This is a genomic window from uncultured Ramlibacter sp. (genome assembly GCF_936925435.1).
In the GTDB taxonomy this organism is placed as follows: domain Bacteria; phylum Pseudomonadota; class Gammaproteobacteria; order Burkholderiales; family Burkholderiaceae_C; genus Ramlibacter.
In genome coordinates this window covers 22,544-42,818 of the sequence record NZ_CAKZHQ010000003.1, presented here as the reverse complement: position 1 = coordinate 42,818, position 20,275 = coordinate 22,544, and the positions used below count along the sequence as shown (strand labels likewise).

The window sequence follows — 20,275 nt, the reverse complement described above, 5'->3', positions numbered from 1 at the left end:
TTGACCAAGCCCTCACCCCCGCTCCCCCCCGCCGCCCGCTTCCAGTCCTTCGACCTGCTGGCCACACTGGTGGCAGTCGTCCATGGCGACGGCGCCGTTCTGTTTGCCAATGCAGCGCTGGAAGACGCCCTGGGCAGCTCGCGCCGGACCATCGAAGGCTCGAGCTTCCCGCAGTGCTTCACCGAGCCGCACATCCTGAGCAATGCGCTCGAAGGCGCAGGCAGCAACGAGTTCGCCGCGCTGCGCTACGACGCCTGGCTGCTGCGCCACAACGCCGATCCATTGCAGGTCCACGTCATCGTGGCGCAGACCGACAGGCCGGGCGAGTTCGTGGTCGAACTGCTGCCGCTGGAGCAGCAGGCCCGGCAAGAGCGCGAGGAGCGGCTGATCGACCAGGCCCAGGCCAACAAGGAACTGATCCGCAACCTGGCCCATGAGATCAAGAACCCCTTGGGCGGCATCCGTGGCGCGGCGCAACTGCTGCAGATGGAGATCGAGTCCAAGGACCTGATCGAGTACACCCAGGTCATCATCCATGAGGCCGACCGGCTGCAGACCCTGGTGGACCGGCTGCTGGCGCCACACCGCCGGCCCCACGTGGTGGGCGACGTCAACATCCACGAGGTCTGCGAACGCGTTCGCTCGCTGATCCTGGCGGAGTTCCCGCGCGGCCTGCGGGTCGTGCGCGAGTACGACATCTCCATCCCCGAGTTTCGCGGCGACCGCGAGCAACTGATCCAGGCCGTGCTGAACATCGCGCACAACGCCTGCCAGGCGCTGGCCGAACGCATCGCGCAGGGCGAGGCCCAGCTGACTTTACGCACCCGGATCGCCCGCCAGGTGACATTCGGCAAGCAGCGCTACCGACTGGCACTGGAATTGCATGTCATCGACAATGGGCCCGGTGTTCCGGACTCGATCAAGGACCGCATTTTTTACCCGCTGGTGTCGGGCAGGGAAGGCGGATCCGGCCTGGGGCTGACGCTGGCGCAAACCTTCGTGCAGCAGCACCATGGCCTGATCGAATGTGACAGCGTGCCCTGGAGGACGGATTTCAAGCTCTTGATTCCGTTGCCATGAACAAATGATGTATCTGACCCGAGGTTGACAAGGAACCCATGAAGCCGATCTGGATCGTTGACGATGACCAATCCATCCGCTTCGTGCTGGAAAAAGCGCTGTTGCGCGAGGATCTCCCCACCCGCAGCTTCACCAACCCGCGCGATGTGATCTCGGCGCTCGACGACGCCGACGACGACGGCCCGCAGATCCTGGTCAGCGACATCCGCATGCCCGGCGGCTCCGGCCTGGACCTGCTGTCCAAGGTCAAGGAAAAGCATCCTGGCCTGCCGGTCATCATCATGACGGCCTTCTCCGACCTGGACAGCGCCGTCTCGGCCTTCCAGGGCGGCGCGTTCGAATACCTGCCCAAGCCGTTCGACCTGCCCAAGGCGGTGGAGCTGATCCGCCGTGCAGTGGAGGAAAGCCAGCGCGAGGAGGTGGCCGAGGAGCGCATGGCCGCCACGCCCGAGATGCTGGGCCAGGCGCCGGCCATGCAGGACGTGTTCCGCGCCATCGGCCGGCTGTCGCAATCCAACGTCACGGTGATGATCACCGGCGAGTCCGGCTCGGGCAAGGAACTGGTGGCGCGCGCGCTGCACAAGCACTCGCCGCGCGCCAACGGTCCCTTCGTCGCCATCAACACCGCCGCAATCCCCAAGGACCTGCTCGAGAGCGAGCTGTTCGGCCACGAGCGCGGCGCCTTCACCGGCGCCCAGACCATGCGCCGCGGCCGCTTCGAGCAGGCCGAGGGCGGCACGCTCTTCCTCGACGAGATTGGCGACATGCCGTTTGACCTGCAGACGCGCCTGTTGCGCGTGCTGTCGGACGGCCACTTCTACCGCGTCGGCGGCCACAGCGCCGTCAAGGCCAATGTGCGCGTCATCGCAGCGACGCACCAGGACCTGGAGCAGCGCGTCAAGGAAGGGGCCTTCCGCGAGGATCTGTTCCACCGCCTGAACGTGATCCGCCTGCGCCTGCCGGCGCTGCGCGAGCGCCTCGAAGACATCCCCATGCTGACCCGGCACTTCCTGGGCCAGAGCGCCAAGCAGCTGGGCGTGGAGCCCAAGCGCATCTCCGACGCGGCGATCACCCGCCTTGGCACCTTCGGCTTTCCGGGCAACGTGCGCCAGCTGGAGAACATCTGCCACTGGCTGACGGTGATGGCGCCGGCCCAACTGGTCGAAGCCAAGGACCTGCCACCGGAAGTGGCCGCAGGTCCTGCGGACGCGGCCCCACCACGGCCCAGCCTTGCCCCGGCAGCCGAGCCGGCCAGGCTGATGGGCGACGGCGCTGCGCTTGCGGTGCCGGCCGAAGTCTTCGCCGCCCCGGCAGGCCAGCGCAGCTGGGAGTCGGGCCTGGAAGCCGAGGCGCTGGAGCTGCTGGCCAGCGGCCGCATGGATGTCTGGGATGAGCTGACGCGGCGCTTCGAGTCGCGCCTGATCGTCACCGCCCTGGCCAACACCCGTGGCCGCCGTATCGAGGCCGCGCAAAAGCTGGGTATCGGCCGCAACACCATCACGCGCAAGATCCAGGAACTCGGCCTGGAGTAAGACGCCCCCCGAAGCGGCCTGCGGCCGCCTCCCCCCACTGGGGGGCGACGCAGTGGACCGGCGGAGCCGGATCCACGCGTCCTGGAAAAGACACTGCCGCCGGTTAGATCTCTAGTGTCACGGGTGCGTGGTCGCTGGGCTTTTCCCATTTGCGCGGGACGCGGTCGATGCTGCAGGCTTTGACCTGGGCTTGGAGCGGCGCGCTGACCAGGATGTGGTCGATGCGCAGGCCGCGGTTCTTCTGGTAGCCCAGCATGCGGTAGTCCCACCAGCTGTAGCTCTTCTCGGGCTGCTCGAACAGGCGGAAGCTGTCGCTCAGGCCCAGCGCCAGCAGCTGGCGGAAGTGCTCGCGTTCTTCCACTGTGTGGTGGATGGTGTCCTTCAGGCCGACCGGGTCGAAGGAATCGCGGTCTTCCGGCGCGATGTTGAAGTCGCCCAGCAACACCAACTGCGGATGGCGGGCCAGTTCGGCCGCCACGTAGGCTTGCAGGCCGCCCAGCCAGCGCATCTTGTAGCCGAACTTCTCCGAGCCGGGCTCCTGGCCGTTGACGAAATAGCCGTTGATGACGCGCAGCGGGCCCTGGGGGCCGTCCACCGTTGCTGCGATCACGCGCGAATGTTCGTCCTCGAATCCGGTGATGTTGCGCACCACGTCCAGCAGGGGCAGCCGGCTCAGGAGGGCGACGCCGTTGTAGGTTTTCTGGCCGAAGACCGCGCAGTGCGCGTAGCCGGCCTGCTGCAGAGCCTGCAGCGGGAATTTGTCGTCGGTCAGCTTGAGTTCCTGCAGGCACAGGACATCGACCGGGTTGGCGGCCAGCCAGTCCAGCACATGCTGCAGGCGGGCCGTCAGCGAATTGACGTTCCAGGTGGTGATTTTCATGGGGGCCCCATCGTTGCTCAGGCCGGGATTTTCACTGATGCCAGGACGGCCCACTGGCCGCAGCGCTGTCCATTGGCGAAAACCATCGGTAGGACCAAAGGGCAATTGTCCGTCCAGCCGGGTGACTGAACACTCGCTGGGGTACAACACCGTCCGTACAGTCCGGACGGCGCACACCGTTGGGATCTTCGCCACCCCTGCTTTTTCATCCCTCTGGAGGGGACGCGCCATGACTGTGACAATCAAACGGGCAGCAACGCCAGCCGTGATCGGGCCAGCCATGGCCGCCGGTGGGCTTTTGTGCGCCGGCCCGGCGCAAGCCTCCTTCCTGTCGGGCGAGGCGCTGGACACTGCCGCCAACGTCATCTCCTACATCGTGCTGCTCATTGTTCCGGTCATCGCGATCGCGGTGTTCTGGATCGTCCATGTGATGCCCGAAAAGATCGCCGAGAAGCGCCACCATCCGCAAAAGCAGGCCATCCATACCCTGTGCCTGCTGTCGCTTGCCTTCGGCGGCCTGTTGTGGCCGCTGGCCTGGTTGTGGGCCTACACCAAACCGATTGGCTACAAGGTGGCCTACGGGACGGAAAAGCACGATGACTTCTTCATCGAGGCCGGCGAGAAGGCGCGCCGCAATGAGTTGGAGGACGAGCACCTGGAGCACCTGCTGGCCGAGCTGGACCGGCTCGAGCAGCACGGCGCCCTCACCCCCGAACTCAAGCTCGTCCGCGCGCGCGCGCAGGCCGCGCGTTCGGGCATGCCATCGGCCTCCGCGCCGCGTCCTGCCGGAGCCGCGTAATGGACATCCTGCTGCTTGGCATCTACGCGTCCTTCGTGTGGCTGATCTTCTTCAAATTCAAATGGTTGCCGTGGAATACGACGTCCATGGTGATCGTGATCACCATCCCCATCGTTGCGTTGACTGCGATGATCCTGGCGTTGAACGTGTTCGCCCCGTCCACCGCCGACGTGCGTGTCTTCAAGTACGTGATCAACGTGGTGCCGCAGGTCAAGGGCAAGGTGATCGCCGTGCCGGTCGAGCCCAATCGCCCCGTCAAGCGCGGCTCCGTGTTGTTCAAGATCGATCCCACGCCCTATGAGCTGCAGGTCAGGGCGCTGGAGGCGCAGCTGGAAAACGCGATCGGCGGCACCCGCAAGCTGCGCGAAGAACTCAATTCCGCCACGGCCAAGTCCAGGGCCGTGCGCGCGCAACTCGAACTGGCGCGCAAGCGTGTCGAGCAGAACAGCCAGCTGGTCGCCGGCGGCGCGGGCGACCGTTTCGCCCTCGAGCAGGCACAAGCCAACACGCTGGAACTCGAAGCCCAGCTTGCCGGCGCCCTGGCGGGCGAATCGCAGGTGCGCGCCAGCTTGTTCGCCACCGTCGGCGACGACCGCGCCGATGTGGCGCAGATCAAGGCCCAGCTGGAGAACGCGCGCTGGGAGCTGTCGCAAACCACCATCCTGGCGCCCGCCGATGGCTATGCGATCAACGTGCAGCTGCGTCCCGGCGCGATGACGACGGCTTTTCCCGTGACGCCGGCGATGACGTTTGTCGAGCAGACCTATGAGGTGGTCGCGCTCTACAGCCAGAACGAGCTGCACCAGGTCGCACCCGGCGACGAGGCCGAGTTCACCATCAAGACCAACCCCGGCGTGGTGATCAAGGCCAAGGTCGACTCCATCGTCTGGGCCCAGGCTCAGGGGCAGGTGGCGAACTCCACAAACCTGCCGACGACCGGCCCGATGGCGATTCCGCCGGGCCGCTTCGGTGTCAAGCTGGACGTCGACCCCAAGTTCGCCGACGTCTTTCTGCCGGCCGGCGCGGTGGGCGAGGGCGCCATCTACACGCAGCATGTGCAGGCGATCCACATCCTGCGCAAGGTGCTGCTGCGCGTGAGCACCAAGCTGGACTACCTGGTCCTCAAACTCCACTGAGCGGCCATGACCTTGTCTTCCAAGCGATTCTGGTGGCTGGTCGCCGTCGCTGGCCTGGGAGCCGGCTGCGCGACCAAGCGTCCGCCCGACCAGGCCGAGCTGGCCAAGGAGGCGCTGGCCAACGCCCAGCCGCCGGCGCAATGGCGCGCCGGCGCGGTGACGGGCAGCGTGCAGAACGACTGGATCGCCGTCTTTGCCGACCCGGTGCTGACGCGTCTGGTGGCCGAAGCGCTGAGCTACAACAACGACCTGCGCGCATCTGCTGCGCGGGTGGAACAGGCCGCCGCGGGCGTGCGCATCGCCGGCGCCCAGGCCCTGCCGGCGGTCGACCTGCTGGGGCGCTTTGGCGGCAAGATGGGCGGCGACGGCTCCGGCCTCAATGGCTGGGTGGTCTCCGCCTCCTGGGAGCTGGACCTGTGGGGCCGTGTCCGCTATGCCAGGCGCTCGGCGGAGGACCAGTACGCATCGACCGAGGCCGACTTTGCGGCGGCCCGGCAGTCGATCGCCGCGCTGGTCGCCAAATCCTGGTTTTTGGCCACGGAAGCCGCGCTGCAACGCCAACTGGCGCGCCAGATGCTCGGCTCCAGCGAGCAGTCCGTGCAGCTGGCCGGCCAGCGCCAGCGCGTGGGCGTGGGCAGCGATGTGGATGTGGCCCAGGCCCAGGTGAACCGCCAGACCTTTGCCGACGCCGAGCGGCAGCTCGACCTGTCCTACACCAAAGCCGTGCGTTCGCTGGAGCTGCTGCTGGGCCGCTACCCGGCTGCGGAGTTGCAGACCACCGAGGCCTGGCCGCGCGTGGACTTCGCGGTGGCGGCGGGCGTGCCCTCGGAGCTGCTGGAGCGCCGGCCCGACATCGTGGCCGCCCACAGGCGCGTGGCCGCTGCCTTCAACCGCGCCGGCGAGGCCCAGGTGGCGCGCCTGCCGCGCCTGACCTTGACGGCGGGTATTTCCTCCATCAGCAGCGACATGTTCGTGATGCAGGAAAGGCCTGACCCGCTGGGCAGCGTGGGTCTGAGCCTGCTGGCGCCGTTGTTCAACGCCGGCGCGCTCAAGGCCCAGGCCGAAGCGCGCGCGGCCGAGCAAAAGCAGGCCACCGCGGTCTGGGCGCAGACCGCGCTGCGGGCGTTCAGCGAGGTTGAGACGGCGCTGTCCGAAGAGGCCACGCTGCGGCAGCGCGAGCCCATCATCGAGGCCCAGACCCGGGACTCACAACGCGTGCTGGACCTGCAGAACGTGCGCTACCGGGTCGGCTCCACCGACCTGCGCACGGTGACGCAGCAGCAGCTGGCCGTCTACTCGGTGCGCTCCACCATGCTGCGGGTGCAGGCCGAACGGCGCGTGCAGCGCGTCAACCTGCTGCTGGCGCTGGGCGGTGGCTTCAGTGCCGAGCCGGCCATTGCGTCTGTCCCGCCGTCGCAGCAGCAGGCCAGCCAGCCCTGAGGACATCTGGGGGCGCGGCGCCGCCGCGCTTTCAGGGAAAAAGGCCTGTAACCCCCTCCCAATGGGCCTGGGCTGCTATCAAATACGGAGCATTGCGAGCACGCCGATGCCCAGGCCCAGCAGGCCCATGCCGGCCATGCCCCATTCCAGCCAGCGCTTTTTCGTCAACAGGGCGATCGCCGCCAGCGCGATCGTGACCTGCAGCGCCGTGGTGGCCTGGGCCCAGCGGTGGTGCTGGTGCATCTGCTCGTCGCTTCGCTTGTCCCAGTCCGCTGAGGTGGCCTCCAGCTTGCGCGCCTCGGCCTCGATCTCTTTCTTTTCCTTCTCGTAGCGCTCCATCTTGGCCTGGTAGACGGCCTTGCCTGCTTCCGGCGACAGGTCGCGCGAGACCTCGGCCAGCGATTGCTTGGTGCTCTTGGACTGGAAGTAATTCCACTGGTTGGAAGCTTCGGTCTTCTTGATGGCGGCGTTGTTCTTGTACAGCCCGGCATTGGCCTGGGTCGCGCCGCCCATGTAGGAGAAGATGGCGCCGACGGTGGCGATCACCGCGGTGAACATGGCGACCTGGCTGGTCAGGCTGCCGCCGCCGATACCATGGCCCTTGTCGCCGCCGTGCGCCGCATGCTCGCGCGCATGTTCGAGTTCGTGGTCGTGCGGGCCGTGCACGTGGAATCCGCCTGCTGACATGTCAGTCTCCCCGTTGTGTGTTGTTGTAGGTGACGAAGCTGTAGGGCAGGCCGCTGGCCGCCGTGTGTTCGCTGCGCGCCACTTCCTGCCAGCGCGCATCGAGCTCGGGCGCGAAGGCATCGCCTTCGTAGTCGGCGTCGATGAAGGTGACCTCGGCACGGTCGGCCAGCGCCAGGGCCTGACGGTAGATCTGGGCGCCGCCGATGACCCAGGTCTGGGCCTGGCCTGCGCACAGCGCCAGCGCCTCTTCGAGCGAGCCGGCGCGCTCGGCGCCTGCGGCCAGCCAGTCGCTCTGGCGCGTGATGACGATGTTGCGGCGGCCCGGCAGCGGGCGAAACTTCGGCGGCAGCGAATCCCAGGTCTTGCGGCCCATGAGGACGGGCGCGCCCATGGTGACGGTCTTGAAGTGGGCCAGGTCCTCCGGCAGCCGCCAGGGCATGGCGTTGTCCTTGCCGATCACGCCGTTGCGCGAGCGCGCGTAGATGATGCCCAGCTTCATGCTAGACAGCCACGGGCGCCTTGATCGCGCCGTGGCACTGGTACTCCAGCACCTCGAAGTCCTCGTACTGGTAGTCGAAGATGGATGCCGGCTTGCGCTTGATGTGGAGCACCGGGTAGGCGTAGGGCGCACGCGACAGCTGCAACGCCACCTGCTCGTGGTGGTTGCTGTAGATGTGGCAGTCGCCGCCGGTCCAGAGGAAGTCGCCCACCTGCAGGTCGCATTGCTGGGCCACCATGTGCGTGAGCAGGGCGTAGCTGGCAATGTTGAAGGGCACGCCCAGGAAGATGTCGGCGCTGCGCTGGTAGAGCTGGCAGGACAGCTTTCCATCAGCGACATAGAACTGGAAGAAGGCATGGCAGGGCGCCAGCGCCATCTTCGGGATGTCGGCCACGTTCCAGGCGCTGACGATGATGCGGCGCGAGTCCGGGTTGGTCTTGATGGTGTGGACGGCCTGGGCGATCTGGTCGATGGTGCCGCCGTCCGGCGTGGGCCAGCTGCGCCACTGCACGCCGTAGACCGGGCCCAGGTCGCCGTCCTCGCGTGCCCACTCGTCCCAGATGGTGACGCCGCGCTCGCGCAGCTTGTTGTTGTCGCTCGAGCCTTCCAGGAACCACAGCAGCTCGTGGATGATGGACTTGAGATGGACCTTTTTGGTGGTCACCAGGGGAAAGCCTTCGGCCAGGTCGAAGCGCATCTGGTGGCCAAAGACGCTCTTGGTGCCGGTGCCGGTGCGGTCGGTCTTGGGCGTGCCATGCGTGTCCACATGGCGCATGAAGTCTTCGTACTGGGAGCGGACGGGGCGGGTCATGGCGCAATTATGCAAATGGCCGGACCACGCGGCCCGGATTGAGGGTGTTGGCAGGATCCAGGGCCTTCTTGATGGCGCGCATCATGTCCAGCGCCACCGGCGACTTGTAGTGCGGCAGCTTGTCCAGCTTGAGGCTGCCCACGCCGTGCTCGGCCGAGATCGAGCCGCCGAAAGCCTGGACCGAGTCGTAGACCAGGGTGTTGACCCTGTCCTCCCAGTCGCGCAGAAAGGCCTGGTTGTCGCCGCCCTCGGGCGCCTGCACGTTGTAATGCAGGTTGCCGTCGCCCAGGTGGCCGAAGTTGACCAGGCGCACGCCGGGAATTTCGCGCCGCAGCAAGGCGTCGGTTTCCAGGCAGAACTCGGGGATGCGCGAGACCGGGATGGAGATGTCGTGCTTGATGTTCAGGCCTTCTTCGGCCTGGGCCAGCGGGATGCTCTCGCGCACATGCCAGAGCTGGCGCGCCTGCGACAGGTTCCCGGCGAGCACCGCGTCGGTGACACAGCCGTCTTCCAGCGCCTGTTCCAGCAGGCGCTCCAGGCGCGTGCGGGCATGCTCCTCGGACTCGCTGTCGGAGGTTTCCAGCAGCACGCAGTAAGGCGAGTCCTCGTACAGCGGCACGCGCAGCTGGCTGAAGTGGCGCACCACCAGGCTCAGGGCGAACTGCCCCATCACCTCGAAGCCGGTCAGGCTGGCGCCCAGCTGGCGGTGGGCCAGCCCCAGCAGGGCCTGCGCGTCCTCCAGCGAGGGCAGGGCAGCCCAGGCCGTCAGGGTGGCCGCGGGCAGGGGGTGCAGGCGCAGCGTGGCGGCGGTGATGATGCCCAGCGTGCCCTCGCTGCCGATGAACAGGTCGCGCAGGTCGTAGCCGGTGTTGTCCTTGCGCAGGCCCGACAGGCCGTCCCAGACCTCGCCGGCGGCGGTGACCACTTCCAGGCCCAGGCACAGTTCGCGCGCATTGCCGTAGCGCACGACCTGGGTGCCACCGGCATTGGTCGCCAGGTTGCCGCCGATGGTGCAGCTGCCCTCGGCCGCCAGGCTCAGGGGAAACAGGAAGCCGGCCACCTGGGCGGCGTCCTGCACCATCTGCAGCACGCAGCCGGCCTCCACCGTCATGGTCAGGTTGTCGGCATCGACGGCGCGCACGGCGTTCATGCGCGCCAGGTTCAGAACCACCTGGGTGCCCGAGCTGTCGGGTGTGGAGCCCACCACCAGGCCGGTGTTGCCGCCCTGCGGCACGATGGACACGCCGGCGGCGGCGCAGGCCTTGACCACGGCGGCCACCTCGCCGGTGGAGCCTGGCCGCACCACGGCCAGGGCCTTGCCGCGCGCGCGCTTGCGCCAGTCGGTTTCGTAGGCGTCCAGGTCGCCTTCGTGCAGCACGTTGGCCGCGCCGGCGATGCGGCGCAACTGGTCGATCAGGGAGCTCATGGCGCCGATTTTCGCAGGCGGCGGCGCACATGCAGGGCGCAGGCCGCGAACAACACCAGGCACAGCACGACCTCGAGCATCGCCAGCCAGTTGCCCGGCGGCCGGTCGCCCCAGGCGCGCACCACGCCTTCGGTGAAATACAGCCAGACCAGCAGGCTGACCCAGCGGTAGGTGTACATGCGGTGGCGCAGGATGCCGGCCAGCGGGATGCACAGCGGCAGGACCTTGATGGCCAGCCAGGTGCCGCCCGGGCGCAGCGGCGCCAGCCACAGCTCCCAGGCCAGGCCCAGAACGATCAGTCCCAGCAGGCTGGCCACGGCCAGGGTGCGGGTCAGGGCGACGGCGGGATCGGGGGGGAGGGCGGCGGGCGGTGAGGCGGGGGTGGTGTCCATGGGCGATGGCATCATAGCGGCGATGGACGCCCGTGAACTGCTCAACGACCTGTCGCACTTTCCGTGGAAGTCCACTGCGCTGACGCTGGGCGAGCGTTTCCGCGAGGACAGGCTGGGCCTGACGGCCAGCAGCCTGACTTTCACCACCACCATCGCCCTGGTGCCTTTCTTCACCGTGGTGCTGGCGGTGTTCACCGCCTTTCCCATGTTCGGCAAGCTGCAGGTGGCGCTGCAGAACTGGCTGGTGCAAAGCCTGATCCCCGAGGCCATCGCACGCCAGGTGCTGGGCTACCTCACGCAGTTCGCCGGCAAGGCCAGCCGGCTGGGCGTGGCCGGCCTGGCGGCGCTGTTTTTCACCGCCCTGGCCCTGGTGCTGACCATCGACCGCACGCTCAACGGCATCTGGCGGGTGCGGCGGCCGCGCTCGCTGGGACGCCGGGTCCTCATTTACTGGGCGGTGATGACCCTGGGCCCGCTGCTCCTGGCCGCGTCCATCAGCCTGAGCTCCTATGTGCTGTCGGCCTCGCGCGGCCTGGTCGGGGCCATGCCGGGCAGCCTGCGCTTCGTGCTGGACCTGCTGGAGTACGTGCTGCTGGCCGCCGGCCTGGCGGCGCTGTACCGCTACGTGCCCAACACGCCGGTGCGGCGTTCGCACGCCTGGGCCGGCGGCCTGTTCGCCGCCGCCGGCATCGAGCTGGCCAAGCGCCTGTTGGCGGCCTACATCGGCATGGTGCCCACCTATTCGGCGGTCTACGGCGCCTTTGCCACCTTTCCCATCCTGCTGGTCTGGATCTACGTGGCCTGGGTCGTCGTGCTGGCGGGCGCGGTGGTCGCGGCCTACCTGCCCAGCCTGATGGCCGGGGTGGCGCGGCGCGGCGGCGGCCACGGCTGGCAGTTCCAGCTGGCCCTGGAGGTGTTGCAGGCGCTCGGGCGCAGCCGGCCGACGGCGCAGCGTGGGCTCAGTGCGGCGGCGCTGGGCCAGGCCCTGCAGGTCGACGCGCTGCAGCTCGAGCCGGTGCTCGAGACCCTGGTGGCCCTGGACTGGATCGGCCGCGTCAACGAGGTCGATGACGAGGACGCTACCCGCTACCTGCTGCTGGCCGATCCGCAGGCCACGGCGCTGGAGCCGCTGATGCGGCATCTGCTGCTGCCGCAATCGGAGTCGACCGCGGGGCTGTGGCGCAGCGGCGGCCTGTCCACGGTCTACCTGAAAGACGTGTTGTAGATGGCCATGGGGCGGCCGCCGCCCACCAGCTTCGAATGGATCGAGGCGGTGGCGATGCGCGAGCCGGACCGCATCGCCGTGGTCCAGGACCGCCAGGCCTGGACCTACGCCAGCCTGCTGCGCGGCATCGACGGCCTGGGCCGCTGCCTGCAGGCGCTGGGCGTGCAGCGCGGCCAGCGGGTGGCGCTGTCGCAGCCGGGCTTTTACCTGCAACTGCTGGGGCTGCTGGCCTGCGAGAACATCGGCGCGGTCTCGGCCCTGTTCAGCGCTCGCGATGACGCCGATGCGCCCGCGCTGTTTGGCCTGGTGGACTGGGTGCTGTCGGAGGCGCCGCAGCAGGTGCCGGTGGCGGCGCGCTTCCAGCTGGCGGACACGGCCTTCATCGAGCAGGCGCTGGCCGCGCCCACCGCAATTGCCATGCAGGCTGCGCGCGCCGTGCTGGAGCCGCACGAACCGCAGCGCCTGATCCGCACCTCGGGCTCATCGGGCCTGTCCAAGTTCATGCAGGTCTCGCGCCAGGCCATGGAGCACTGGATCGACAGCGGCGCCGAGAACTCGGGCTACGGCCGCGACACGCGCCTGATGCTGGCCGGGCCGCTGGTGATCAACACCGCCTTCAGCCACAGCTGCGCCTGCCTGCGCCGCGGCGGCACGCTGCTGGCTGTGTCGGGCAGCGCGTTGCCGGCGCTGGACCCCAGCCACATCTGGGCACTGCCGCTGCACCTGGAGCGCCTGTTGGCGCAGTTGCCGCCGCAATTCCAGGCGCGCCGCAAAGTCTTCGTCGGCACCGTGGGCGGCTTTGTCTCGCCGCAGCTGCGCGAACGCGCCCTGCAGGTCTTCGGCGGCCCGCTGATCAGCCGCTACGGCGCCAACGAGACCGGCGGCATCTGCTACGACCTCGATGCGCAGGGCCGCGGCGTGCTCAGCGCGGGGGTGGACGTGCGCATCGTCGACGAGGCTGGCGCGCAGCTGCCGGCCGGCCAGACCGGCCGCATCGTGCTGCGCACGCCGGCCATGGCCGACGGCTATGTGGGGGCGGCGACGCAGGGCGACACGGCTTTGCGCGACGGCTGGTTCCACAGCGGCGACTGGGGCGCCCTGGTGGGCCCGCGCCTGCTGCAACTGGCCGGCCGCCACGACGACCTGGTCAACCTGGGTGGCATCAAGCTGCCGGCAGTGCGGCTGGAGGAGCAGATCCGCGGCCTGCTGGCGCTGCGCGATTGCGCGGTGCTGGCCGTGCGCCTGGACGGCGGCGCTGTCACCGTGGGCATCGCCCTGGCGCAGGAGCCGGGCACCGAGCAGGCGCCGCAGCTGCGCCTGCTGGAGCAGTCACTGCAACTGGGCACTGGCGCCCGAGTGCTCTTTGTCGACGCCCTGCCGCAGCTGGCCAGCGGCAAGGTCGACCGGCTGGCCCTGCTGCGGCTGTTCGCTACATCCTGACCTTGCCGGTCCAGATGTCCTTGTACATGGTCCAGTCGCCCATGAAGCTGTAGAGCGGCCGCTTGAAGCTGGCCGGCTTGTTCTTCTCGAAGCCGAAGTGGCCGATCCAGGCGAAGCCATAGCCGCACAGCAGGCCGGCCAGCAGCCACCAGGCATTGCCGGTGGTCAGCAGCCGGGCCAGGCAGACCAGCGACAGGGTGGAGCCGGCGAAGTGCAGGCGGCGGCAGGTCCGGTTGCTGTGCTCGGTGAGATAGAAGGGATAGAACTGCGCGAAGCTGGCAAAGCTGCGTGGGTCGACCGCGCCGGCGGATGCGGGATGGGCTGTGCTGTCCATGGTTTGTCTCCTGTTTGCGCCAGTTTAGGCCAGCGCAAACGGCGCCTGCAAGAAGCCTCTGAAACGTGCGCGACCGCCACGGGTCGGGTTGGCCGTCAGCCGGTAGCCGGGAAAACGCTGCAGGAAGCGGCCGATGGCGATGCGGCCTTCCAGCCGCGCCAGGCTCAGGCCGGCGCACTGGTGGATGCCCAAGCCGAAGGCCAGATGGCGATTGGGCTCGCGGTCCAGCCGCAGCGTGTCGGGGTCGTCGAACTGCGCCGGGTCGCGGTTGGCCGCGCCTATGCACAGTGTCACCAGGGCGCCCGCCGGCAGCGCCACGCCACCGACTTCGCAGTCGCGCCGGGCGCGCCGGTTGCCCAACTGGTTGGACGACTCGAAGCGCAGGAACTCGTCGACTGCAAGGGTCAAATCGGCCTCCAGAGCCCGGAGATCCTCCCTGTGATGCTTCAATTTCGATAGCAATCCGGACTTTTCCTGCGGCCACTCCTGCAGCGCCACCAGGGCGTTGGCTATCAGGTTGGTGGTGGTCTCGTGGCCGGCGTTGAGGATGAAGACGCAGTTATGCAAGAGCTCGGACTCGCTGAGCGTTTCACCTGCTTGCTCTCCTTGGATCAGCCTGGTCAGCACGTCGTGCTCCGGGTCGCCGGGGCGCTTGCGGCGCTCAGCGACCAAGGTTTTGAGATAGGCGCTGAACTCGTTAACGCTGCGATTGCCCAGCGCTTCCTGTTCGGGCGTGAGCCTGGGTTCGAGCGCGCCCAGGATGGCCAGCGACCACGCGCGCAAGGGCGTGCGGTCTGCGTGCGGAACGCCCAGCAGGTTGCCGATGATCTCCACGGGAATCGCCGATGCGAAATCCTCGACCAGGTCGCCACCGCCTTGGGCTTCGATCGCATCGAGCAGGCCGTCCACCAGCGTGACCAGGCCCGGCTCCATGTCGGCGATGGCGCGCCGCGTCAGCGCACCCATGATCAGCTTGCGCACCCGCGTGTGCAGCGGCGGGTCGTTGAACACCAGGCTGGTCGTGTGGTGCTCCAGTAACGGGGCGCCTTCCCCGTACTTTGGTGTGAACTCCACCCTTTTATCCGAGCTGAAGCTCTCGGCGTCGCGGTACACGCTCACCAGGTCGGCATAGCGGGTGAGCAGATACGAACCGTCCGGCATGCGCTTGACTGGCTCGGTGGCGCGCAGATGGGCATAGACCGGATAGGGGTTTGCGTAGAAGTCGGGCGGCAGGGCGCGCAGGTCCAGCGTGTGCGCGATCTCGCCGGCGCGCTGCGCCGTCATCGGTGGCGTGATGGCGATGCCGTTCACGGCTGCAAGAAGCCGCGCAGGGCGAACAGCACGCCGTCGGGCGCCTCGGTCATCATCTGGTGGCCGGCCTCCAGCAGGACGGTGCGGCCGTTCTTCGCGCGCTCCTGCAACGGCAGGGCCATCCTGGGCAGGGTCATGGAATCGTTCTTGCCCAGCACGAAGAGCACCGGGCATTGCAGCTTGTCCATTGCCGCCTCGCCGCCGCTGTAGTCGTCGCAGGCCTTGAAGCCGGTGTGGAACAGGTTGACCTGGGTGTTGCTGGCCAGCACCCGCTTCATCAGCGCCCTGGAGCCACCGTACAGCCAGGTGCCTGGACCCAGGGCTGAGGGCGGCGGCGCCAGCATGGAATGCGAGAACAGGTTGACCATGGCGATGGCCTGCATCGGCTGGTGCAGCGAGCTGTCCAGCAGGGCAGGCGAGACCTTCATGGGCGCCGCCGTGCCCAGCAAGGCCAGGTGGCTGATGCGCTCCGGCGCCATGGCCGCGGCCTGCAGTGCGACCAGCGAGCCGAAGCTGTGGCCCACCAGGGCGGCCTTTGGCACGCCAGCGGCATCCAGCAGGTTCAGCACGAACTGCGCGGCCTCTTCCACCGAACGCGGCGGTGCGCCCGCGCTCCTGCAGTGGCCGGGCAGGTCGGGCGCCAGCACGTTCCAGCCGTGGTGGGCGACATAGCGGGTCTGCAGGATCCAGACGCTGTGGTCGTTGAGCACGCCATGCAGGAAGACCACGCTGGGCTTGGCGGCATCGAAGGGCTTGCCGCCGGTGTAGACGAAGGTCTTGTGGCCGTTGACGAGGAGTTCCATCAGGCGCCCGCCTTTTCCGCCGCCTTCAGGGCGCGCTTGAGGTCCTCCACCAGGTCGGCCGGGTCTTCCAGGCCGATGGACAGGCGGATCGTGCCCTGGCCGATGCCGGCACCGGCCAGGGCGTCGTCGGTCATGCGGAAATGGGTGGTGCTGGCCGGGTGGATGACCAGCGAGCGGCAGTCGCCGACGTTGGCCAGGTGGCTGAACAGCTTGAGCGCCTCGATGAAGGCCTTGCCCTGGGCCCGGTTGCCCTTGATGTCGAAGCTGAAGACCGAGCCCGCGCCCTTGGGCAACAGTTTTTGCGCCAGCGCGTGGCTGGGGTGGGATGCCAGCATGGGATGGCCCACACGCGAGACGAAGGGATGGGCCGCCAGGAATTCCACCACCTTGGCGGTATTGCTCATGTGGCGCTCCATGCGCAGCGGCAGGGTCTCGATGCCTTGCAGGATCAGCCAGGCCGTGTGCGGGCTCATGCAGGCGCCGAAGTCGCGCAAGCCTTCGCGGCGCGCGCGCAGCAGGAAGGCCCCGACGGTGGACTCCTCGCTGAAGACCATGTTGTGGAAGCCCTCGTAGGGCGCGGTGAGTTCGCTAAAGCGACCGGCTGCCGCCGGGCCGTCCCAGTCGAAGCTGCCGCCGTCGACCACCACGCCGCCGATCACCGTGCCATGGCCCGACAGGAACTTGGTGGCCGAGTGGTAGACCAGGTCGGCGCCCAGATCCAGGGGCCGCATCAGGTAAGGGGAGGTCAGGGTGGAATCCACAAGTAAGGGCACGCCGGCCGCATGGGCGATCTCGCTGACCACCGGGATGTCCAGCACGTCCAGGCCGGGGTTGCCCACGGTCTCGCCGAACAGCAGCTTGGTGTTCGGCCGGACCGCATCCCTCCATCCAGCTATGTCGCCCGGTTTGACGAACGTGGTCTCGATGCCGAAGCGGCGCATGGTGTAGTGCAGCAGGTTCTGTGAGCCGCCATACAGCGCCGTGCTGGCGACGATGTGCGAACCGGCGCCCATCAGGGTGGCGATGGCCAGGTGCAGGGCGGCCTGGCCGCTGGCGGTGGCGATGGCGCCGATGCCGCCTTCCAGGGCGGCCACCCGCTGCTCCAGCACCGCGTTGGTCGGGTTGCTGATGCGCGAATAGACGTGGCCCGAGCGCTCCAGGTTGAACAGCGCCGCCGCGTGGTCGCTGGACTCGAAGACGAAGGACGTGGTCAGGTGGATGGGGACGGCGCGGGCGCCGGTGGCCGGATCGGGCGCGGCGCCGGCGTGCAGCGCCAGGGTGTCGAAACCGGGGTCGGAATAGCCGGGCATGGGGGGTGTCTCCTCGGAATGCCTCTGTGGAACGGCACGATTGTGGGCTATATTCGTTCGACCACCCTGCCCCCGAGGAGCAACCATGAAAGTCAGCGACATCCTGCGCGTCAAGGGCAGCACCTTGTACACCGTCACACCCGACGAGCCGCTGGCCACAGCCATCGACGCCATGGCCGAAAAAGACATCGGCTCCCTGGTCGTCATGGACCATGGCGACCTGGTGGGCATGCTGACTTTCCGCGAGGTGATCGTCTGCATCGTCAAGAACGGCGGCGTGGTCGGCTCGACCCTGGTGCGCACGGCGATGGACGACCATCCGCTGACCTGCACCGCGGAAACCGAGCTCGACGAGGTGCGCCGCATGATGCTGGAGCGCCACGCGCGCTACATGCCGGTGATGGACCGGCGCATGCTGATGGGCGTGATCAGCTTCTACGACGTGGCCAAGGCCGTGGTGGACAGCCAGAACTTCGAGAACAAGATGCTCAAGGCCTACATCCGCGACTGGCCTGAGACCGGCGACGAGACACCGGCGCCCAGGCTCTGACGGGGCGGCGACGGGCCGTCCCCGGCTGCGAAGGCCCCCTCGTGGGGGCTTTTTAATTGCTGGCGGCGTGCACCACGTCGCGCAGGCGCGGGTAGATCTGCTGGTTCCAGCGCCGGCCGCTGAACACCCCGTAGTGGCCCACACCGGTCTGGATGTGGTGGGTTTTCAGGCAGGGCCGGATGCCGGTGCACAGATCCTGCGCGGCCACGGTCTGGCCGACCGCGCAGATATCGTCGCGTTCGCCCTCGACCGTGAACAGGGCGGTGCGCCGGATGGCGCCGCAATCGACCTTGCGGCCGCGGTAGTACAGCTCGCCGCGGGCCAGGTCGTAGGTCTGGAAGACTTTCTCGACCGTCTCCAGGTAGAACTCGGCCGGCAGGTCGTTGACCGCCAGGTACTCGTCGTAGAACACCCGGATCACGTCGGCCTGCTCGATCTCGCCATCCACCAGGTGCTGGTAGAGGTTGCGGAACTGCTGCTTGTGCCGCTCCAGGTTCATGCTCAGAAATGCCGAAACCTGGACGAAGCCGGGGTAGACGCGGCGCATGTGGCCGGCATGGGGGAAGGGCACGTGGCTGATCAGGTTCTTCTCGAACCATTCGATCGGCTTGCTGGTGGCCAGTGTGTTGACCGCCGTCGGGTTGACACGGCAGTCCACCGGGCCGGCCATCAGGGTCAGGCTGCGCGGCTGGGCTGGATGGTCGTCCTCGGCCATCAGGGCGGTGGCGGCCAGCGCCGCCACGCAGGGCTGGCAGACGGCCACGACATGCACGCCCGGGCCGATCGCCGCCATGAACTGCATCATGTGGTCGATGTAGTCGTCCAGGCTGAAGCCACCCTCGCGCAACGGGACGTCGCGGGCGTTGTGCCAGTCGGTGATGTAGACGTCGTGGTCCTGCAGCAGGGTGCGCGCGGTTTCGCGCAGCAGGGTGGCGAAATGGCCCGACAGTGGCGCCACCAGCAGCACCGCTGGCTGGGCGGCAACGCCCGGCTTGCGAAAGTGCAGCAAGGTGCCAAAGGGCAGGGTCTGGGTTTTTTCCTCGACCACAGTGACGGCATGGCCCTGGACCTGGACGCTGGCGATTCCATAGGCCGGCCGCGAATGGGTCAGCCGCATGCGCGACACCACCTCGGCTGCGGCAGAGAGCTTGCGCAGCAGCGAACCCTCGGTCTTTTGCAGCCACAGCAGGCTGCTTTGCTGCATTGCCAGCAGGCGCAGCGGCGAGGTGAAGTCGGATTGCGTCTGGTACGCCTGGTAGAGCATGGGCTGGGCTTTCCGGCAGGCTGGTGGCCTGCCCGGTGCAAAGGCAGGCAAGTTGCGGGCCAGCATGCACCGCTCTGGCACAGGGATTGCGATAGGGGTTCAGGCGGAGCTTTCCGCCGCACCAGGAGACAACATGGCCAAGCCCGTCCTCACCATCAGCAGCAAGAACTACGGCGCCTGGGCGCTGCGTGGCTGGCTGATGGCCCGCTTGGCCGGTCTGGACTTTAGCGAAAAGGTGATCCCGCCGGACGACCCAGCCATGAAGGCCGAGATGCTGCTGCTGTCGAGTTCCATGCTGGTGCCCTCGCTCGAGCATGGCGGGGTCAAGGTCTGGGACACCCTGGCGATCGGCGAATACCTCAACGAAATCAAGCCCAAGGCCGGCCTGCTGCCGGCCGACATCAAGGCCCGGGCCCATTGCCGTGCCATCTGCGGCGAGATGCATTCGGGCTTTTCAGCCTTGCGCGGCGCCCTGCCGATGAACATCAAGGCCCACTTCCCCGGCTTCAAGGTCTGGTCGCGGGCCCAGGCCGACATCGACCGCGTGCTGGCGATCTGGAAGGAGTGTTTCGCCGCCTATGGCGGTCCCTTCCTGTTCGGCAAGCAGCCCTGCATGGCCGACGCCATGTACGCACCGGTGGTGACGCGCTTCCTCAGCTACGACGTGCCGCTGGACAAGGCCAGCGTGGCCTATTGCAAGCGCGTCATGGAACTGCCGGCGATGAAGGAGTGGGTCACCGCGGCGAAAAAGGAACCCGACGAGATCGACGAGTTGGACGCTGAGTTTTGACCCGTCCCTTCGTGGGCCACCGCGGATCCGGCTTTGCCGGTCCGCTGGTGGCGCCCCCTTGAGGGGGAGGCGGCCGTAGGCCGCTTCGGTGGTGGGCCTACTTCCAGGGCGTCGCGGGGGGGATGGCGCAGACCGGCTCGACGTCGATGCTCTTGAAGTCGGCCGGGGAGACGATCTCCAGGTACTCCATGTCGGGCGAGTAGTCGAACAGGTAGTGGGCGATGCCGGGCCGCTGGTGCACGCAGTCGCCGGCCTCGACCAGGGTTTCCTTGTCCTCGTACATGAAGCGGGCCCAGCCCTTGATCATGATGACGATCTGGAAATCCGCCTCATGGCGGTGCCAGCCTGTGCCCGTTTCAGGTGCCATATTGGCCTTGACCAGGTGCGCGATCACCTTGCCCTGGGTGGCTTCGGCGATGCCGAGGTCGCGGTAGAGGAAGAAATCACGCAGACCGCCCGACACATAAGTCGTATCGGTGGGCTTGACGTGCGAGAACTGGGTCTTGGTCCGGTCCAGCATGGCTTTGCTCTCCTTCGGTGCCTGGCGGGCCCCGCGTCAGCATTCC

Annotated in this window: 21 protein-coding genes; 9 read left to right on the top strand and 12 right to left on the bottom strand. The window is 67.8% G+C overall.

All coding sequences use genetic code 11. The features are described from left to right. Both glnL and ntrC read left to right on the top strand, forming a co-directional pair. Complete coding sequence (gene glnL / locus Q0632_RS02390) at positions 1-1,080, top strand: nitrogen regulation protein NR(II) (protein ID WP_298923958.1); 1,080 nt, start codon at positions 1-3, stop codon at positions 1,078-1,080. A gap of 38 nt (positions 1,081-1,118) precedes the next feature. After that, on the top strand, positions 1,119-2,612 hold the full coding sequence (gene ntrC, locus Q0632_RS02385; protein ID WP_298923957.1) for a nitrogen regulation protein NR(I): 1,494 nt from the start codon (positions 1,119-1,121) through the stop codon (positions 2,610-2,612). A gap of 103 nt (positions 2,613-2,715) precedes the next feature. On the opposite strand, the gene xth is transcribed toward ntrC, so the two are convergent. Further along, the gene (gene xth / locus Q0632_RS02380) at positions 2,716-3,492 is read right to left on the bottom strand and encodes an exodeoxyribonuclease III (RefSeq protein ID WP_298923956.1); all 777 of its coding nucleotides are present in this window, start codon (positions 3,490-3,492) and stop codon (positions 2,716-2,718) included. 229 nt (positions 3,493-3,721) lie between these two features. On the opposite strand from xth, the gene Q0632_RS02375 reads away from it, so the two are divergent. Genes Q0632_RS02375 through Q0632_RS02365 form a run of 3 tightly spaced genes read left to right on the top strand, consistent with a single transcriptional unit; the run spans position 3,722 to position 6,867 of the window. Next, positions 3,722-4,291 carry a DUF3302 domain-containing protein gene (locus tag Q0632_RS02375; RefSeq protein ID WP_298923955.1) on the top strand — a complete coding sequence of 190 codons (570 nt, stop codon included), beginning with the start codon at positions 3,722-3,724 and terminating at the stop codon, positions 4,289-4,291. Next, the gene (locus Q0632_RS02370; protein ID WP_298923954.1) at positions 4,291-5,427 is read left to right on the top strand and encodes an HlyD family secretion protein; all 1,137 of its coding nucleotides are present in this window, start codon (positions 4,291-4,293) and stop codon (positions 5,425-5,427) included. Before Q0632_RS02375 ends, Q0632_RS02370 begins: the two co-directional genes overlap by 1 nt. 6 nt (positions 5,428-5,433) lie before the next feature. Continuing rightward, complete coding sequence (locus Q0632_RS02365; protein ID WP_298923953.1) at positions 5,434-6,867, top strand: TolC family protein; 1,434 nt, start codon at positions 5,434-5,436, stop codon at positions 6,865-6,867. 78 nt (positions 6,868-6,945) lie between these two features. On the opposite strand, the gene Q0632_RS02360 is transcribed toward Q0632_RS02365, so the two are convergent. From Q0632_RS02360 to Q0632_RS02340, 5 genes are read right to left on the bottom strand one after another with little or no spacing between them, the layout of a single operon-like run. Then, positions 6,946-7,554: a DUF4337 domain-containing protein gene (locus tag Q0632_RS02360; protein WP_298923952.1), complete on the bottom strand. Its 609-nt coding sequence runs from the start codon at positions 7,552-7,554 to the stop codon at positions 6,946-6,948. Between the two features lies 1 nt (position 7,555). Continuing rightward, positions 7,556-8,053 (bottom strand): dihydrofolate reductase, encoded by a 498-nt coding sequence (locus Q0632_RS02355; RefSeq protein ID WP_298923951.1) that lies wholly within the window; start codon positions 8,051-8,053, stop codon positions 7,556-7,558. A 1-nt stretch (position 8,054) separates the two neighbouring features. After that, the gene (locus Q0632_RS02350; RefSeq protein WP_298923950.1) at positions 8,055-8,864 is read right to left on the bottom strand and encodes a thymidylate synthase; all 810 of its coding nucleotides are present in this window, start codon (positions 8,862-8,864) and stop codon (positions 8,055-8,057) included. Between the two features lie 7 nt (positions 8,865-8,871). Beyond that, a complete protein-coding gene (locus tag Q0632_RS02345) occupies positions 8,872-10,290 on the bottom strand; it encodes an FAD-binding oxidoreductase (protein ID WP_298923949.1) in 1,419 nt (472 codons plus the stop codon). Then, positions 10,287-10,682: a DUF2069 domain-containing protein gene (locus Q0632_RS02340; RefSeq protein ID WP_298923948.1), complete on the bottom strand. Its 396-nt coding sequence runs from the start codon at positions 10,680-10,682 to the stop codon at positions 10,287-10,289. Before Q0632_RS02340 ends, Q0632_RS02345 begins: the two co-directional genes overlap by 4 nt. 22 nt (positions 10,683-10,704) lie before the next feature. Here Q0632_RS02340 and Q0632_RS02335 point away from each other — a divergent pair, with 22 nt between their 5' ends. Then, complete coding sequence (locus tag Q0632_RS02335; protein WP_298923947.1) at positions 10,705-11,907, top strand: YihY family inner membrane protein; 1,203 nt, start codon at positions 10,705-10,707, stop codon at positions 11,905-11,907. A gap of 6 nt (positions 11,908-11,913) precedes the next feature. After that, complete coding sequence (locus Q0632_RS02330; RefSeq protein ID WP_298923946.1) at positions 11,914-13,347, top strand: class I adenylate-forming enzyme family protein; 1,434 nt, start codon at positions 11,914-11,916, stop codon at positions 13,345-13,347. Here Q0632_RS02330 and Q0632_RS02325 read toward each other — a convergent pair. The 4 genes from Q0632_RS02325 to Q0632_RS02310 are packed head-to-tail and all read right to left on the bottom strand — an operon-like array spanning position 13,337 to position 17,105. Beyond that, the gene (locus Q0632_RS02325; RefSeq protein ID WP_298923945.1) at positions 13,337-13,681 is read right to left on the bottom strand and encodes an Mpo1-like protein; all 345 of its coding nucleotides are present in this window, start codon (positions 13,679-13,681) and stop codon (positions 13,337-13,339) included. The two genes, Q0632_RS02330 and Q0632_RS02325, sit on opposite strands and share 11 nt — an antisense overlap. A gap of 24 nt (positions 13,682-13,705) precedes the next feature. After that, a complete protein-coding gene (locus tag Q0632_RS02320) occupies positions 13,706-14,965 on the bottom strand; it encodes a cytochrome P450 (RefSeq protein WP_298924415.1) in 1,260 nt (419 codons plus the stop codon). 23 nt (positions 14,966-14,988) lie between these two features. Further along, the gene (locus Q0632_RS02315; RefSeq protein WP_298923944.1) at positions 14,989-15,795 is read right to left on the bottom strand and encodes an alpha/beta hydrolase; all 807 of its coding nucleotides are present in this window, start codon (positions 15,793-15,795) and stop codon (positions 14,989-14,991) included. Beyond that, positions 15,795-17,105 carry an O-acetylhomoserine aminocarboxypropyltransferase gene (locus Q0632_RS02310; protein ID WP_298923943.1) on the bottom strand — a complete coding sequence of 437 codons (1,311 nt, stop codon included), beginning with the start codon at positions 17,103-17,105 and terminating at the stop codon, positions 15,795-15,797. Before Q0632_RS02310 ends, Q0632_RS02315 begins: the two co-directional genes overlap by 1 nt. A gap of 85 nt (positions 17,106-17,190) precedes the next feature. Between Q0632_RS02310 and Q0632_RS02305 the strand changes: the two genes are divergently transcribed. Beyond that, positions 17,191-17,655 (top strand): CBS domain-containing protein, encoded by a 465-nt coding sequence (locus tag Q0632_RS02305; RefSeq protein WP_298923942.1) that lies wholly within the window; start codon positions 17,191-17,193, stop codon positions 17,653-17,655. A 52-nt stretch (positions 17,656-17,707) separates the two neighbouring features. Here Q0632_RS02305 and Q0632_RS02300 read toward each other — a convergent pair whose 3' ends face one another. Beyond that, on the bottom strand, positions 17,708-18,919 hold the full coding sequence (locus Q0632_RS02300; protein ID WP_298923941.1) for a polyhydroxyalkanoate depolymerase: 1,212 nt from the start codon (positions 18,917-18,919) through the stop codon (positions 17,708-17,710). A gap of 133 nt (positions 18,920-19,052) precedes the next feature. Between Q0632_RS02300 and Q0632_RS02295 the strand changes: the two genes are divergently transcribed. Beyond that, positions 19,053-19,709, top strand: coding sequence for a glutathione S-transferase (locus tag Q0632_RS02295; RefSeq protein WP_298923940.1), 657 nt, complete (start codon positions 19,053-19,055; stop codon positions 19,707-19,709). A gap of 97 nt (positions 19,710-19,806) precedes the next feature. On the opposite strand, the gene Q0632_RS02290 is transcribed toward Q0632_RS02295, so the two are convergent. Further along, entirely contained in the window at positions 19,807-20,229 is a 423-nt protein-coding gene (locus tag Q0632_RS02290; protein WP_298923939.1) for a cupin domain-containing protein, read from the bottom strand. Positions 20,230-20,275: the final 46 nt, after the last annotated feature.

Bases quoted from the DNA above. Each gene is read 5' to 3' on its own strand.
- Q0632_RS02360 (WP_298923952.1), bottom strand. From the start codon at position 7,554: ATGTCAGCAGGCGGATTCCACGTGCACGGCCCGCACGACCACGAACTC.
- Q0632_RS02325 (WP_298923945.1), bottom strand. From the start codon at position 13,681: ATGGACAGCACAGCCCATCCCGCATCCGCCGGCGCGGTCGACCCACGC.
- Q0632_RS02370 (WP_298923954.1), top strand. From the start codon at position 4,291: ATGGACATCCTGCTGCTTGGCATCTACGCGTCCTTCGTGTGGCTGATC.
- Q0632_RS02300 (WP_298923941.1), bottom strand. From the start codon at position 18,919: ATGCTCTACCAGGCGTACCAGACGCAATCCGACTTCACCTCGCCGCTG.
- Q0632_RS02305 (WP_298923942.1), top strand. From the start codon at position 17,191: ATGAAAGTCAGCGACATCCTGCGCGTCAAGGGCAGCACCTTGTACACC.
- ntrC (WP_298923957.1), top strand. From the start codon at position 1,119: ATGAAGCCGATCTGGATCGTTGACGATGACCAATCCATCCGCTTCGTG.
- Q0632_RS02375 (WP_298923955.1), top strand. From the start codon at position 3,722: ATGACTGTGACAATCAAACGGGCAGCAACGCCAGCCGTGATCGGGCCA.
- Q0632_RS02330 (WP_298923946.1), top strand. From the start codon at position 11,914: ATGGGGCGGCCGCCGCCCACCAGCTTCGAATGGATCGAGGCGGTGGCG.
- xth (WP_298923956.1), bottom strand. From the start codon at position 3,492: ATGAAAATCACCACCTGGAACGTCAATTCGCTGACGGCCCGCCTGCAG.
- Q0632_RS02340 (WP_298923948.1), bottom strand. From the start codon at position 10,682: ATGGACACCACCCCCGCCTCACCGCCCGCCGCCCTCCCCCCCGATCCC.
- Q0632_RS02310 (WP_298923943.1), bottom strand. From the start codon at position 17,105: ATGCCCGGCTATTCCGACCCCGGTTTCGACACCCTGGCGCTGCACGCC.
- Q0632_RS02365 (WP_298923953.1), top strand. From the start codon at position 5,434: ATGACCTTGTCTTCCAAGCGATTCTGGTGGCTGGTCGCCGTCGCTGGC.
- Q0632_RS02290 (WP_298923939.1), bottom strand. From the start codon at position 20,229: ATGCTGGACCGGACCAAGACCCAGTTCTCGCACGTCAAGCCCACCGAT.
- Q0632_RS02320 (WP_298924415.1), bottom strand. From the start codon at position 14,965: ATGACGGCGCAGCGCGCCGGCGAGATCGCGCACACGCTGGACCTGCGC.
- Q0632_RS02350 (WP_298923950.1), bottom strand. From the start codon at position 8,864: ATGACCCGCCCCGTCCGCTCCCAGTACGAAGACTTCATGCGCCATGTG.
- Q0632_RS02315 (WP_298923944.1), bottom strand. From the start codon at position 15,795: ATGGAACTCCTCGTCAACGGCCACAAGACCTTCGTCTACACCGGCGGC.
- Q0632_RS02355 (WP_298923951.1), bottom strand. From the start codon at position 8,053: ATGAAGCTGGGCATCATCTACGCGCGCTCGCGCAACGGCGTGATCGGC.
- Q0632_RS02335 (WP_298923947.1), top strand. From the start codon at position 10,705: ATGGACGCCCGTGAACTGCTCAACGACCTGTCGCACTTTCCGTGGAAG.
- Q0632_RS02345 (WP_298923949.1), bottom strand. From the start codon at position 10,290: ATGAGCTCCCTGATCGACCAGTTGCGCCGCATCGCCGGCGCGGCCAAC.
- Q0632_RS02295 (WP_298923940.1), top strand. From the start codon at position 19,053: ATGGCCAAGCCCGTCCTCACCATCAGCAGCAAGAACTACGGCGCCTGG.